Annotated in this window: 14 protein-coding genes; 11 read left to right on the top strand and 3 right to left on the bottom strand. The window is 52.8% G+C overall.

Annotated elements, in window-relative coordinates:
• The first annotated feature begins 14 nt into the window (after positions 1 to 14).
• The 11 genes from bchY to B9Z42_RS10785 all read left to right on the top strand — a co-directional run bounded on the left by bchY (position 15) and on the right by B9Z42_RS10785 (position 9,959).
• Positions 15 to 1,583: a chlorophyllide a reductase subunit Y gene (bchY, locus tag B9Z42_RS10835; RefSeq protein ID WP_100133406.1), complete on the top strand. Its 1,569-nt coding sequence runs from the start codon at positions 15 to 17 to the stop codon at positions 1,581 to 1,583.
• Positions 1,583 to 3,049, top strand: coding sequence for a chlorophyllide a reductase subunit Z (gene bchZ, locus B9Z42_RS10830; RefSeq protein WP_100133404.1), 1,467 nt, complete (start codon positions 1,583 to 1,585; stop codon positions 3,047 to 3,049). The genes bchY and bchZ overlap by 1 nt, the downstream gene beginning before the upstream one ends.
• A 147-nt stretch (positions 3,050 to 3,196) precedes the next feature.
• The gene (gene pufB / locus B9Z42_RS10825; protein ID WP_100133403.1) at positions 3,197 to 3,340 is read left to right on the top strand and encodes a light-harvesting antenna LH1, beta subunit; all 144 of its coding nucleotides are present in this window, start codon (positions 3,197 to 3,199) and stop codon (positions 3,338 to 3,340) included.
• A gap of 24 nt (positions 3,341 to 3,364) precedes the next feature.
• Complete coding sequence (locus tag B9Z42_RS10820; RefSeq protein WP_100133504.1) at positions 3,365 to 3,589, top strand: hypothetical protein; 225 nt, start codon at positions 3,365 to 3,367, stop codon at positions 3,587 to 3,589.
• Positions 3,590 to 3,603: 14 nt separating this feature from the next.
• A complete protein-coding gene (locus B9Z42_RS10815) occupies positions 3,604 to 3,801 on the top strand; it encodes a light-harvesting protein (protein WP_100133401.1) in 198 nt (65 codons plus the stop codon).
• Positions 3,802 to 3,926: 125 nt separating this feature from the next.
• Positions 3,927 to 4,754, top strand: a complete 828-nt coding sequence (pufL, locus tag B9Z42_RS10810) for a photosynthetic reaction center subunit L (protein WP_100133400.1) — start codon at positions 3,927 to 3,929, stop codon at positions 4,752 to 4,754.
• Between the two features lie 22 nt (positions 4,755 to 4,776).
• A complete protein-coding gene (pufM, locus tag B9Z42_RS10805) occupies positions 4,777 to 5,751 on the top strand; it encodes a photosynthetic reaction center subunit M (protein ID WP_100133399.1) in 975 nt (324 codons plus the stop codon).
• On the top strand, positions 5,748 to 6,767 hold the full coding sequence (gene pufC, locus B9Z42_RS10800) for a photosynthetic reaction center cytochrome PufC (protein WP_100133398.1): 1,020 nt from the start codon (positions 5,748 to 5,750) through the stop codon (positions 6,765 to 6,767). Before pufM ends, pufC begins: the two co-directional genes overlap by 4 nt.
• 378 nt (positions 6,768 to 7,145) lie before the next feature.
• Positions 7,146 to 7,541: a hypothetical protein gene (locus B9Z42_RS16450; protein WP_233203610.1), complete on the top strand. Its 396-nt coding sequence runs from the start codon at positions 7,146 to 7,148 to the stop codon at positions 7,539 to 7,541.
• 4 nt (positions 7,542 to 7,545) lie between these two features.
• Positions 7,546 to 9,087, top strand: a complete 1,542-nt coding sequence (gene crtD, locus B9Z42_RS10790) for a 1-hydroxycarotenoid 3,4-desaturase CrtD (protein WP_100133395.1) — start codon at positions 7,546 to 7,548, stop codon at positions 9,085 to 9,087.
• 20 nt (positions 9,088 to 9,107) lie between these two features.
• Positions 9,108 to 9,959: a carotenoid 1,2-hydratase gene (locus B9Z42_RS10785; protein WP_233203609.1), complete on the top strand. Its 852-nt coding sequence runs from the start codon at positions 9,108 to 9,110 to the stop codon at positions 9,957 to 9,959.
• 33 nt (positions 9,960 to 9,992) lie between these two features.
• Here the strand turns inward: B9Z42_RS10785 and B9Z42_RS10780 are convergent, their stop codons facing one another.
• The 3 genes from B9Z42_RS10780 to B9Z42_RS10770 all read right to left on the bottom strand — a co-directional run bounded on the left by B9Z42_RS10780 (position 9,993) and on the right by B9Z42_RS10770 (position 13,321).
• Positions 9,993 to 10,793, bottom strand: a complete 801-nt coding sequence (locus tag B9Z42_RS10780; protein WP_100133393.1) for a B12-binding domain-containing protein — start codon at positions 10,791 to 10,793, stop codon at positions 9,993 to 9,995.
• 203 nt (positions 10,794 to 10,996) lie between these two features.
• Positions 10,997 to 12,394, bottom strand: a complete 1,398-nt coding sequence (gene ppsR / locus B9Z42_RS10775; protein ID WP_100133392.1) for a transcriptional regulator PpsR — start codon at positions 12,392 to 12,394, stop codon at positions 10,997 to 10,999.
• A gap of 57 nt (positions 12,395 to 12,451) precedes the next feature.
• Positions 12,452 to 13,321 carry a B12-binding domain-containing protein gene (locus B9Z42_RS10770; RefSeq protein ID WP_233203608.1) on the bottom strand — a complete coding sequence of 290 codons (870 nt, stop codon included), beginning with the start codon at positions 13,319 to 13,321 and terminating at the stop codon, positions 12,452 to 12,454.
• Between the last annotated feature and the right edge of the window lie 142 nt (positions 13,322 to 13,463).

Here is a 13,463-nt window from a genome sequence, read left to right as displayed (position 1 = left end):
AGTCAATAACCACCATGACTAAAACCATACCCATCATCCCCGCGATGGCTCAGGCACCAGAAGGCATGAGCACCTCCATAGAAGGTGATGGCATGGGTTGTCATGCCGGCGGCGAAAAAATGTTGGCAGCAGCGAAGGCTTCTGGCAAGTCTGACGTGTTGGCGCAATATGCCAAGGACTATCCAGTTGATCCTAAAGCAGGCCCCCACGATCAGCCGCAAAGCATGTGTCCCGCCTTTGGTTCTCTGCGCGTGGGCCTTCGCATGCGCCGCACCGCCACCATTTTGTCGGGTTCAGCTTGTTGTGTGTATGGCCTGACTTTCACCTCGCATTTTTACGGCGCTCGGCGCAGTGTCGGTTACGTGCCTTTCAACTCAGAGTCCTTGGTTACGGGTAAGTTGTTCGAAGACATTCGCGAGTCTGTTTACGACCAAGCCGATCCCGAGAAATACGACGCCATCGTGATCATCAATTTGTGCGTGCCCACAGCCAGCGGCGTGCCACTGCAATTGCTGCCCAAAGAGATCAATGGCGTTCGCATCATTGGTGTGGATGTGCCCGGTTTCGGCGTGCCAACCCATGCGGAAGCCAAAGATGTGTTGGCTGGCGCGATGTTGAAGTATGCGCGTGAAGAAATTTTGGCAGGTCCTGTTCAAGCCCCCCGCACAGGGCGTTCTGACAAGCCCACCATCACCATGATTGGTGAAATGTTCCCCGCCGACCCCATGATCATTGGGCGCATGCTCGAACCCATGGGCCTTGCTGCCGGTCCTGTGGTGCCCACCCGAGAATGGCGCGAACTTTATGCGGCGCTGGATTGTTCTGCGGTGGCTGCCATCCATCCTTTCTACACTGCCAGCATCCGCGAATTTGAAGCGGCCGGCCGCCCCATTGTGGGCTCAGCGCCGGTGGGCCATGACGGCACAGAAGCTTGGTTGCAAGCCATCGGCAACGCAGCCAATGTGCCGCAAGCCAAAATCGACATGGTCAAAAACATCATGCTCGGCGCCATCAAAGCCGGCTTAGCCAAGTCACCCATCAAGGGTCGCATCACCCTCAGTGGCTATGAAGGTTCTGAGTTGTTGGTGGCGCGTTTGTTGGTGGAGAGTGGAGCTGATTTGCGCTATGTCGGCACAGCCTGTCCAAAAACGCCTTGGAGCGCCTCGGATTGCGAATGGCTGCAAGCGCGAGGCGTGCATGTGCAATACCGTGCTTCCCTTGAACAAGACTTGGCTGCTATCCACGAATGGAAGCCTGATTTGGCGATTGGCACCACACCGGTGGTGCAAGCGGCCAAGGAGCTCAGTATTCCAAGCTTGTATTTCACCAACCTCATTTCTGCCCGTCCCTTGATGGGTCCTGCAGGTGCGGGTTCGTTGGCGCAAGTCATCAATGGCGCCATTGCCAACAAGTCGCGCTTTGACGAAATGAAAGCCTTCTTTGGCGATACCGGTACTGGGCACGCCGCAGGTGTGTGGGAAGCCTCACACGGCGTGCCGCAAAACCGCCCTGAGTTTGAAGCTGAAACGCGCAGGCAACTGGAAAAGCAAGCCAAAAAACGCAAAGCGGAGGCCATGATCTGATGCTAGTTCTTGACCACGATCGCGCGGGTGGCTATTGGGGAGCGGTGTATGTGTTCACCGCCATCAAAGGCTTGCAAGTTGTCATTGACGGCCCTGTGGGCTGCGAGAACTTGCCTGTCACTTCGGTGTTGCATTACACCGATGCACTGCCACCCCATGAGCTGCCGATTGTGGTCACAGGACTAGCCGAAGAGCAATTGGGTCGCGAAGGTACCGAAGGCGCCATGCGCCGTGCGCACGCCACGCTCAACCCTGATCTACCTTCAGTGGTTGTGACGGGATCGATTGCTGAAATGATTGGTGGCGGCGTGACGCCTGAGGGTACCAATCTGCAACGCTTTTTGCCGCGCACCATTGACGAAGACCAGTGGCAATGTGCCAATCGCGCCATGTACTGGCTTTGGCAGCAGTACGGTGTCAAGCATGTTCCTAAGCGTGTGCGCAAAGAGGGCGAGCGTCCTCGTGTCAACATCATTGGACCCAGCTACGGCACTTTCAACTGCCCCAGTGATTTGGCTGAAATTCGTCGCTTGGTGCAAGGCATTGGCGCCGACATCAATATGGTCTTCCCATTGGGTTCGCACGTCGCAGATGTGTCCCGATTGGTTGAGGCGGATGTCAATATTTGCATGTACCGCGAATTCGGCCGCATGTTGTGTGAAGCCCTAGAGCGCCCGTATTTGCAAGCGCCTATTGGTTTGCACAGCACCACCAAATTCCTTCGTTCTTTGGGTGAGTTGCTCGGCCTAGATCCAGAGCCGTTCATTGAACGAGAAAAGCACAGCACCATCAAACCCATTTGGGATTTATGGCGCTCGGTCACACAAGACTTTTTTGGTACTGCCAACTTTGGCGTCGTGGCCAATGAAACCTACACACGCGGCATTCGCCATTTCTTAGAAGACGAAATGGGCCTGCCTTGCAACTTTGCTATCTCGCGCATCGCAGGTGCCAAAACTGACAACGCAGAAGTGCGCAAACTGGTGACCGAAAAAACACCGCTTATTTTGTACGGCAGCTACAACGAGCGTATTTATTTGGCCGAGTGTGGCGGTGGCGGCATGATGAAAACCAGCTTCATTCCAGCCAGTTTTCCTTTGCCCATCATTCGTCGCCATACCGGCACGCCCTTCATGGGTTATGCCGGCGCGACATACATCATTCAAGAGTTTTGCAACGGTCTCTTTGATGCCTTATTCCACATCTTGCCCCTGGGCACAGAGATGGACAAGATCGAAGGCACCTTGGGTCGCTCTGCGCCCAACACCACCGTGCCGTGGGAGCCCGAGGCACAAGACAGATTAGACGCTTTGCTGGAGCAACAGCCCGTATTGGTTCGAATTTCAGCAGCGAAGCGAATGCGCGATCAAGCGGAGCGCGATGCACGGGAAACCGGCCGTTCGCATGTTGAAGCAGAGAGATTCACAGAATTGTTCGGAAAAGCAAATGAAGGGGCACATGCATGAACGATGTGCACTTGAGTTTGTTGGACCGTCCAATCCTTCGGCTAGCCCGAGGGTCCACCTGTTGCGGTGTCACAACCACAACAGTCCGTCCTGTACTTGCAAGAGTTCAGGGAGTTGCCGCAAGGCATTTAGAAAGAGGCAAAAACTATGACTGATGCAGCTAACCCTTCAGGGCTGTCAGACGAAGAAGCCCAAGAGTTCCATACGTACTTCATACAGGGTTACCTGTTGTGGGCCGTAGGAGCTTTCTTCGCCCACAGCTTAGTGTGGATCTGGCGTCCCTGGTTCTAAAAAAACCAATCAACGGAGATGAATATGACCCACCCGAACGATCGCACAACAACGGTTCAATCTCACGGCCATTTCGATGGTTATGGGATCACGTTTGTTTTGCTGTTTTTAGTGTTCATGGTTCTCGCCATAGCGGGACAGTTGCTGGTTCTTGACTGGCGAAGCTGGCTCCCTGGGGCTGAGGGTTCAACGGGCACTTTGGACGGCGTGAAGTCCTCTGTCTACACCGTTATTTCTCAATTGAATTAAGAAAGGAAATTACTATGTGGCGCATTTGGCGTGTGATAGATCCCCTCAAGGCCATCGTTCTGACTGGAATGATGATTGCCTTTATTTCAACCTCGATTCATCTGATCCAAATCAGTGGCGATCGTTACAACATCAACAGCTGGCATCCCGATACGGCCAAAGCCGCAGCGGCGAGAGTGCAGTCACAAAACGCGGCTTTGCCGCAAAAGTAAGGACCATTGGTCTTTATTCAGGCAGACGTAATTCGCTCATTTTGAACGATACGTCTGTCCTTTTGAATTGTTAACTTGAAGCCCAAAAGACCTTACAAACAGTCATCCGGTCGGAGGATACAACTATGTCCATGTTAAGTTTTGAACGCAAATACCGAGTGCGCGGCGGTACCCTATTTGGGGGCGACCTGTTTGATTTTTGGATCGGTCCTTTTTACGTTGGATTCTTCGGAATCACCACCTTGTTTTTTGCGCTTTCCGGAACCATGATGATTCTGTGGGGCGCTGCCATGGGGCCCACTTGGAACATTTGGCAAATTAATATTGCCCCACCAGACATTTCATACGGGTTGCGATTTGCGCCCATGATGGAAGGGGGGTTGTGGCAACTCATCACGGTGTGTGCCATCGGCTCATTCGTTTCTTGGGCATTGCGTGAAGTTGAGATTTGCCGCAAATTAGGAATGGGTCTGCATGTGCCTGTTGCCTTCAGCATGGCTATCTTGGCTTATGTGAGCCTGCAAGTGATTCGCCCAGTTTTGATGGGTGCTTGGGGGCATGCTTTCCCATACGGCATCTACAGCCACTTAGATTGGGTGAGCAACACGGCCTATCAGTACCTGCACTTTCACTACAACCCGTGGCACATGATTGCCGTGACTTTGTTCTTCGCCACAGTACTTTCACTCTCTATGCACGGTGGCTTGGTCTTGTCGGCTACCAATCCTGGAAAAGGGCAAACAGTGAAGTCGCCTGAACACGAAGACACCTTCTTCCGCGATTTGATTGGTTACTCCGTTGGCACGCTTGGCATTCACCGATTGGGTCTGTTCTTAGCGCTTTCTGGCGTTTGGTTTGGCATCGTCTGCATTGTGGTCAGTGGTCCATTTTGGACGGGTGCTTGGCCAGAGTGGTGGAGTTGGTGGCTGAATATGCCGATCTGGCGCACTTGATTCAAAAAGAGAGGAAATTGAAATGTCTCAATATCAAAATCTTTTCACCACGGTGCAGCCGGTCGGGCCCCTGCACGACGGGGTGGACTTACCTCGCGGTGATGACAAACGTTTAGGCAAACCATTTTTAATGCACCTATTAGGGCGCATTGGTAATGCCCAAATCGGTCCCGTCTATTTAGGTACGCTCGGTCTGGCGTCCTTAATTTTGGGCATCTTTGCTTTCAACATCATTGGCTTCAATATGTTGGCCTCTGTGGACTGGAACCCCGTCCAATTAGTACGTCAGTTGTTTTGGTTGGCGCTAGAGCCACCCGCACCTGCTTACGGTTTGAGTTTTCCGCCGCTTCAACAAGGCGGTTGGTGGCTGATTGTTGGCTTCATGCTGACCGCGTCCATCATGCTGTGGTGGGCACGTACTTACAGACGTGCGCGCCAGTTGGGCTTAGGAACCCATATCGCTTGGGCTTATGCGGCTGCGATTTGGTTGTTTTTGGTGTGCGGTTTTTTCCGTCCCATCATGATGGGCAGCTGGTCTGAGGCGGTCCCATTTGGCATATTCCCTCACCTCGACTGGGTCTCTGCCATATCTCTGCGCTACGGTAACTTGTTTTACAACCCGTTCCATGCGCTGTCGATCGTTTTCCTGTACGGGTCGGTGCTGCTGTTTGCGATGCATGGTGCCACCATCTTGGCGGTAACCCGTTACGGCGGTGAGCGTGAGATTGAACAAATTGTCGATCGCGGTACAGCATCTGAGCGCGCAGCCTTGTTCTGGCGTTGGACCATGGGCTTCAATGCCACGATGGAGTCCATCCACCGTTGGGCTTGGTGGTTTGCCGTGCTTTGTCCCTTGGTGGGTGGTGTGGGTATTTTGCTCACCGGTACTGTGGTGGACAACTGGTATCTGTGGTCCGTCAAACACCATGTTGTGCCAGCGTACCCCTTGGTCAGCCCCACCGTGCTTGATCCTGCAATTCTGGGAGTGAAGCCATGAAACTGATTTTTAAATTAGCGCTTTGTATTTGGGCTGCCGTGATGCTTACGGGCTGCGAACGCCCGCCCATCGAAACCGTTCAGACGGGTTTTCGCGGCACAGGCATGGAGCAAATCTACAACCCCAGAACCTTGCTAAAACAAGCGTCTTTGAATCAAGCACCCGCAGCCCCAGATGCCGCAGCTGCCGATGGTCCAAAGGCCAGTCAGGTTTATCAGAACGTCAAAGTTTTGGGTGATCTGAGCGTAGGGCAGTTCAATCGACAAATGGTCGCCATCACGCAGTGGGTGGCACCAGATCAGGGCTGTGCCTATTGCCACAACGTCCAGAATTTTGCGGATGACGGCAAGTACACCAAGGTGGTGGCGCGTCGCATGATCCAAATGACGCAAAAAGTCAACCAGGACTGGAAGCCCCACGTAGCTGAAACGGGTGTGACTTGCTATACCTGCCACCGTGGCAACAACGTGCCAACGCAAGTTTGGACGGAGCCTAAGGATCGCAAATATGCAAGCAGTTTGTTGGGTGATTTGGCTGGCCAAAACATTGCCACCAAAGAAGCCGGACTGACATCGTTGCCGTTCGATCCGTTTTCGCCTTACCTCAAAGACGCGGCGCCCATCCGAGTCAACGGCAATGAGGCCATGGCGGGTGTGGGTTCCAATGCCAACCGTGCTTCTCTCAAGCAGACTGAACACACGTACTCCTTGATGGTGCACATGTCAGAGTCCTTAGGTGTGAACTGTACTTATTGCCACAACACACGCAACTTCCAATCTTGGGAGGAATCGAGGCCTCAACGTGTGACCGCTTGGCATGGCATTCGGATGGCGCGCGAGCTCAACAATGACTACATGACGCCTCTAACAGATACCTTCCCCCCCCATCGTTTGGGGCCTAAAGGAGATGTTGCAAAAGTCAATTGCAGCACGTGCCACCAAGGTGCTTTCAAGCCTCTCTATGGCGCAGCGATGGCGAAAGACTTTCCTGAACTTCAAGTTTTAGCAAAGCCTTAAACTCAGAAGTTCATAAGGCCTGCACCCGTTGCGGTGCAGGCCTTTTTTAATGGGAGTCCAGAAATGAGCCAAGCACACCCAGTGGGGCTTGATGACCAGACGGCTGTTGTCTTATTGGCCGACATTGCAGAGGCTTCTCGACTGTGGGGCTGGTCGCGCATAGTGCGAGGTCCTCGTGCTTTGCAGCGCGTTCCTGGTTTGCTCTTTTCAAAAGTATTGGGCAGCGGGTATGAGGGTGGCTTTGCCCTTCGGCCAAGTCCTTCCCGTCAAGGTGTATTCGCGTTGTTTGAATCTGTTCAAACGGCGCAAGATTTCATTTCTCACTCCGCCCTTGTTGGTGACTATCAGAAGCGATCGAATGAATTTTGCTGCGTGACCTTGAAAGCTTTTTCCTGTCGTGGCAGTTGGGATGGCGTTTCTTTTCAAGCCAATGCCGAGCCTCCTATCAACGGTCCTGTTGCAGCGCTGACCAGAGCCTCCATCAAGTTCAGCAAAGCGCATGCATTTTGGCGTCATGCCCCTCCTTCACAAACTGCGCTTGAGGGCGTTGAGGGATGTCAGTTGGCTGTGGGCTTAGGCGAAGCACCTTTTTTTCGCCAAGCCACATTCAGCATTTGGAACAGCGTGACTGAAATGAATGCCTACGCGCGTTCGGGTTCGCACCTCAAAGCGATTCAAGCGGCCAATCAGCAGGGCTATTTTTCGGAATCTATGTTTGCACGTTTTGTGCCTCTGAAAGTTGAAGGTCAGTGGTTGGGCAAACGGTATGCATAAGTCCATGCAAACGCCTCGTGTGGTGGTGGTGGGCGCGGGCATTGGCGGCTTGGTGAGCGCGTTGCTGTTGGCGCATCAAGGGCTCGATGTCACCTTGGTAGAAAGTGCCAATCAACCCGGCGGAAAAATCAGGCAAGTGCAAGTCGATGGGGTGGGTGTCGATTCCGGCCCCACGGTCTTCACCATGAAATGGGTGTTGGACCAAATGCTTGAAAATCTAGGCACCTCGTTGGAGGACATTTTGCAATTGGAGCCCATCGGTGTTTTGGCCCGACACGCTTGGGATGCCAGTCCACAACGGCTTGATTTGTATTCAGACACGGCGCGCACTGCCGAGGCAATTGCACAATTCAGCAGCCCACAAGAGGCGCGACGTTTTCTCAACTTTTGTCAGCAAACGCGACGCCTGTATGACACGCTAGAGAAGCCCTATATCCGCAGTGAACGCCCGAATCTCGTGAGTATGGTGAGCGACTTAGGCATGAGTGGCATGGCCACACTGAGTGGTTTGGGTCCTTTTGCCTCGTTATGGCGCAGCTTGGGCCGTCATTTTCACGATCCGCGTCTGCAACAGTTGTTTGGCCGCTACGCCACCTATTGCGGCTCATCGCCTTGGTCTGCACCTGCCACACTGATGTTGGTGGCGCAGGTGGAGCTTGATGGCGTTTGGTCGGTCAAGGGCGGGATGTTTCAAGTGGCATCCGCCCTCGCCAAGTTAGGTGAAACGCATGGCGTGAAAGCTCGCTATGGCGTGTCGTGCACTCAGATCCACACCCAGCAGGGAAGGGTGAGTGGCGTGGAATTGTCTACAGGTGAGCACTTAGACGCTGATCACGTTGTTTTTAACGGTGATGTGGCGGCGTTGGCCCATGGCATGCTGGGTCAAGGTCTCAGCCCTAACTTTCAAGCGGTGAGCGCAAAGCAGCGTTCACTCTCGGCGATGACGTTGTCGATGCACGCAAAAACAAATGGTTTTCCGTTGGTGCGTCACAACGTGTTTTTCAACCAAAATTACCGCGCTGAGTTCGATGATATTTTTCACAAACGGCAATTGCCTGCGCAGGGCACGGTTTATGTTTGCGCCCAAGATCGCAACGATGACGGGCTGACACAAGCAGCTTCAGAACGAATTTTCTGCCTTGTCAATGCGCCCGCTGATGGCGATACACACACATTCAATGCATCGGAGATACACGCATGCGAATCAAGCAGTATGGCGCTGATGCGTCGCTGTGGCTTGGAGATCGAAGTCACGCCACAGCAGGTGGTGCGAACCTTGCCTCAGGACTTTGCCCGACTCTTTCCGGGCAGTGGGGGAGCGCTTTATGGTCAGGCGACCCACGGGTGGATGTCAGCATTTCGTCGCCCCTCTGCGCGCAGCAAAGTGCCGGGCCTCTACACGGCGGGGGGGAGCGTTCACCCGGGGCCGGGCGTTCCGATGGCAGCCATGTCGGGACGTTTGGCGGCCGCGACGCTGATGGCGGACCTCGGTTTGACCAAAAAGTCCCACCGGGTGGTTATCTCTGGTGGTATGTCGATGCGTTGAGTGATGATGGCGAACATGGTTTGTCCATCATCGCTTTTGTAGGCAGTGTTTTCTCACCTTATTACGCGTTGGCCCGCAGCCTTCAAGGCGGTGTCGCAGATCCAGAAAATTTTTGTGCCTTGAATGTGGCCTTGTATGGCAAAGGCGGTAAGCGTTGGACCATGACCGAGCGCGGTCGTCAGCACATTCAACGCAGCGCTCACCACTACCAAATTGGGCCCAGTAGTTTGCATTGGGATGGCCAAGCCTTGGTCATCGACATTGATGAGGTTAACGTGCCTTTGCCCAAACGGGTGCGTGGTCGCGTGACGGTTCGACCCGAGGGGCTTTGTCAGTTTGTCACGTCTTTAGACAATGAAGGTCTACATCGTTGGGGACCTATTGCACCTTGCTCACGCGTCCAAGTTGAAATGGAAAACCCCCGCTTGAGTTGGGGTGGTCACGCGTACTTGGACTCGAATGAAGGTGATGAACCCGTTGAAAAAGGATTTTGGGACTGGGACTGGGCACGCGCCGAAATGAGCAATGGCGACACCAGCGTGGTGTATGACGTGAGGCCCAAAAAGGGTCCGGGCCGTGTGGTGTCACAAAGATTTGCTCCAAATGGTTCGCACACGCCTTTTGAGGCTCCAGCCCGCTACCCATTGCCAGCATCTGCTTGGCGCGTTGAGCGCGCGATGTGCAGTGAATCTGGCACCGCACCAGAGGTGGTGAGTACGTTGGAAGACACGCCGTTTTATGCTCGCTCATTGCTGCGAACACGTTTATTAGGTGAAGACCTCACCGTCGTGCACGAGAGCTTGAATATTCCGAGGCTTGTCTCATGGCCAGTGAGATTGATGTTGCCTTGGCGTATGCCTAGGCGGCCTTGATCGATCGCGACGTGCCCTTTGATTCAACAAGTGTTAGATCAAAGACAAGACTTCTTGTGGGTTGTTGGAAATCACATCAGCGCCAAATAGGTCAGCCGTGACATCCACCAGCAAAAAGATAGGGCCACCCAATATCACCTTGACATGAGGGTTGCCGGAGTTGCGTTTCATCGCGTGAACGAGTGATTTCAATTGGAGCAATTGGGATTCAATCGCGACAGAAATGCCGATCACATCAAACCATTCGTTAGCGACGGCGCGGACCAACTCTTCTTCTGTGGAAGAAATTTCAACCACCACACTCGCGCCTGTTCTTCTGAACAAATCGCCCACAATGGTGGCGCCCAAAAGGTGCAATGAGCCAGGGGCGCAACACACCAGCACATTGGACTGCTCACCTTTGTCATGCGGCCCATCACGAAACTCATAGCCAAATCGGTAAATAACTTGGTGCATGATGGCCAAGCCACAGGTCAGGTCAGTAAAACTGCAGAGGTCGTTGTCCCAAAGATGGCCCAAGTGCCTGGCGGTTGGCGTGATCAGCTCTAAAAAAATCCGTTCTTGTGCAAAACCTCGTGCGATCAAATCGTCCACAATTTTGTTGACCCGCAACGAATCGCCTTGAATGCAGGCGTTTGTAAAGTCATTAAATTCAAGGATGGCGCCCGTGTTGGCACCAGAGACTTCTGGCGTACTCAGGCGTTCTCTGTAGTTTTGAGAATTCAAAAGCCTGGGGATGAGTTGCTCCCCGATTAAGTCTTGGAGAGACTCTTTGCACTCATCATTCGCCGAGTCTGTCGCACGCTGGTGATGCATGCTGTTCATCTTAGGCATGAAGATTCCTACAGAAAAGCTAGCGTACCGACATATCGGAAAAATGATCGGGGTGATGGTTCACCAGCAAAATAGCATACCGATTCGCTAACAGGCCTTGATTTTGATCAATTATCAGCCCACGCACCACTATCAATTACCCTTGGTTGCCTAAGACAAATGCGGTTAGTGGTGGTTTTTGTAGATCAACAGATTGGACCGCTTCAAGCGTTTGTGTCCGAGTTGAAGTCGTTTTCAGAGGAAATTCCGAACCTTCTCAGCTTGACGTAGAGACTTTGGCGAGAGAGTCCCAGCATTTCTGCAGCAGAGGCGCGGTTGTTATGCGTCATCTCCAGCGCTGCCTCGATACACATGCGCTCTATCGTATCGACAGTATCGCCAACGATGTCTTTGATAGGGCGTCGACCCACCAATTGCGACAGGTCTGCAAAAGGATTGGGCAGCGGTTCCGAGGCATGCGCAGCTGACTGAGCGCGTCGATTCAAATCTCGCACAAACAACACGTACAGGGGTTCTGCATTGGCCAAATAAATTCCCGAAATCTCGACGGGAAGCGTCATACCCGACAGTGTTTTGACTTCGGTGGCAAAGTTTCTGACGGGTTTTTGCTGTTTCAGTGAGGTGTTGAGGACGCCCCAATCAACAGCGCCTCGGATTAACCAGCGTTCTAACGATTGGCCCACGGCTTGAGAAGCTGCAGTTAACCCCAAGAGCGCCATGCCTTCCTCGTTGACGCTCTTGACGGTGCCCGTCGTGTCTGTGAGTAACCATCCGTCTGGGAAGTGCGCCATCAGTTCACTCAAAACCGTGGCCGCATCGATGGATGTGTGGGCCGATGTATGCGCTTCGCGGGGAGTCATACGCACCAAAAATTGCGCTCCACCATCTTGCCTAAAAACCGAGGCCGATACCGTGATTGGCAACGAAGAGCCGGGCAGGGTGGCCGAGCACATTTCAATACGACCCGTTGCGAGCGCGGTTCTCAGGAGGGATTGAACTTCGGCTTGGCTTTCAGGATCGACACATTCTCGGAAATCACGGCCCACCATCCGTTTGCCAGCATCTTTGAACAGCGCTTGCGCGCCTGCATTGGCTTCAATTAATCGGTAGGAATGTGAGTCCACCAACAATACCGCGTCTGGCGAGGTTTCAAACAAAATGCGGTAACGCGCTTCAATGTGCCTGAGTCTGAGAAAGTCGCGCTCCATGGACTGTTGCGTTTCAACCAGTCGGCGTTGGAGTTCGGCAAGTCGCTCAAGGCTGCGACCGACGGCTAACAATTTGTCGCCCTTAAGAGCAACGGTGATGTACTGAATAGCGGCTTCACCGCCAGAGGGCAGCGGATGATTGACGTGACGCCAAAGTAAATTTGGCGTGTCAGGTTGGACGGCGAGTAGATCTTCGATCTTTTTCTTACTTTCGGAAGTGACGGTATCAATCCACCGTTTTCCTAACCAACTCTGACAACCCAAAGCTGCCATGGTGTCTTGTCCAGTTGACACATCCTCGATCACGCCTTTGGAACTGATGACCAAACTGACGTCGGAAACAGCGCCCAACAGCTTGGAGAAGGTCACGGCTTCAAGATCGGAAAAGTTCATTTTTATTATTAATTCTTTGTATTTGAGTAATGACTTTATAAGGTGCCGATTATATCGTCACATTGTGTTGATTTGGCCTAATTCCTCAACACAGCTGCGGGATCTGGTGTTGCGAGAAATTTGAACGGGTTCATGTTGAGAAACATCCATGGCTTGTGTGACAAGCCTCACGGTTTGGCGTGCGTCTGTGTAGAGAAGCACAGTTCCGGGCCAGTTCAGCAACTCCGGTGAAATGTGCGCCATCGGCCCACCCACGTAGAGTTTTAAATGAGGGTTGGTGGTTGCTTTGCGTAGTTCGGCCACAGCCTTTGCGACGCTATCGATGTATCGGTCTGTTGGGAGCGATAAAACAGCAGCGTCAAACCAGTCCGATAGAAATATCCGCTTGAATTCAGCCATGTCTTGGGGCATAGCGAGCGTGACACGCCAGCCAGCTTGACGGAAGAACTCACTCAGCATAAAAAGACCCAATCCGTGCTGGGAGCCAGGCTCGGCCATCAGCAGAAGACTGAGCTCCTTTGACCCTGGATGGCCCTCTGCCAAAAATTCTGGGCTGAGCTCTTCCATGATTTGGTGCAGATGTGAAAGTGCAATGGTAATGTTTAAAAAGTCTAATTTGTCATCAAACCAAAGTTCACCAATTGCCTTGGCGGACTCCGTGATGCCGTAAAGATAAATATCGCTTAAAGACTGCCCTTGCCGACGCCATTTCATCAATAATTTTCGGGTCTCTTCGATGCTGTGAACCGCTGCTTGAATCAGCAGTTTCACTTGATTTTGATCGATCGCCGATTTGGTAGAAAAGGTCGTGCCGCCCACGAGTCGAGGACTGGTGCCTAACTCAATTGTCACCCTGGCGTCTTGAAATTCAGACGTCCATGGCGTGCTTGGCGAAGTATTAGGTGGGTCAAATTTAAATTGAGTCACGGCGACTCTCCTCATCTTTTACGAGACCGAGCAAGTTTCACCGAAGTTGTATGGATCTCCATTAAGTGTAAACCCTAGACAACATATTTATTGTCAATTAATGTTGACACATGTGGTTTCAAGCATTAGAGTTGCCTCAGTT

The organism is Limnohabitans sp. B9-3 (assembly GCF_002778325.1).
GTDB classification, from domain to species: domain Bacteria; phylum Pseudomonadota; class Gammaproteobacteria; order Burkholderiales; family Burkholderiaceae_C; genus Limnohabitans; species Limnohabitans kasalickyi.
The sequence above is the reverse complement of the archived record's forward strand: the minus strand, read 5'-3'. Positions and strand labels throughout refer to the sequence as shown.

Bases quoted from the DNA above. Each gene is read 5' to 3' on its own strand.
- bchY (WP_100133406.1), top strand. From the start codon at position 15: ATGACTAAAACCATACCCATCATCCCCGCGATGGCTCAGGCACCAGAA.
- bchZ (WP_100133404.1), top strand. From the start codon at position 1,583: ATGCTAGTTCTTGACCACGATCGCGCGGGTGGCTATTGGGGAGCGGTG.
- pufB (WP_100133403.1), top strand. From the start codon at position 3,197: ATGACTGATGCAGCTAACCCTTCAGGGCTGTCAGACGAAGAAGCCCAA.
- B9Z42_RS10820 (WP_100133504.1), top strand. From the start codon at position 3,365: ATGACCCACCCGAACGATCGCACAACAACGGTTCAATCTCACGGCCAT.
- B9Z42_RS10815 (WP_100133401.1), top strand. From the start codon at position 3,604: ATGTGGCGCATTTGGCGTGTGATAGATCCCCTCAAGGCCATCGTTCTG.
- pufL (WP_100133400.1), top strand. From the start codon at position 3,927: ATGTCCATGTTAAGTTTTGAACGCAAATACCGAGTGCGCGGCGGTACC.
- pufM (WP_100133399.1), top strand. From the start codon at position 4,777: ATGTCTCAATATCAAAATCTTTTCACCACGGTGCAGCCGGTCGGGCCC.
- pufC (WP_100133398.1), top strand. From the start codon at position 5,748: ATGAAACTGATTTTTAAATTAGCGCTTTGTATTTGGGCTGCCGTGATG.
- crtD (WP_100133395.1), top strand. From the start codon at position 7,546: ATGCAAACGCCTCGTGTGGTGGTGGTGGGCGCGGGCATTGGCGGCTTG.
- B9Z42_RS10780 (WP_100133393.1), bottom strand. From the start codon at position 10,793: ATGCCTAAGATGAACAGCATGCATCACCAGCGTGCGACAGACTCGGCG.
- ppsR (WP_100133392.1), bottom strand. From the start codon at position 12,394: ATGAACTTTTCCGATCTTGAAGCCGTGACCTTCTCCAAGCTGTTGGGC.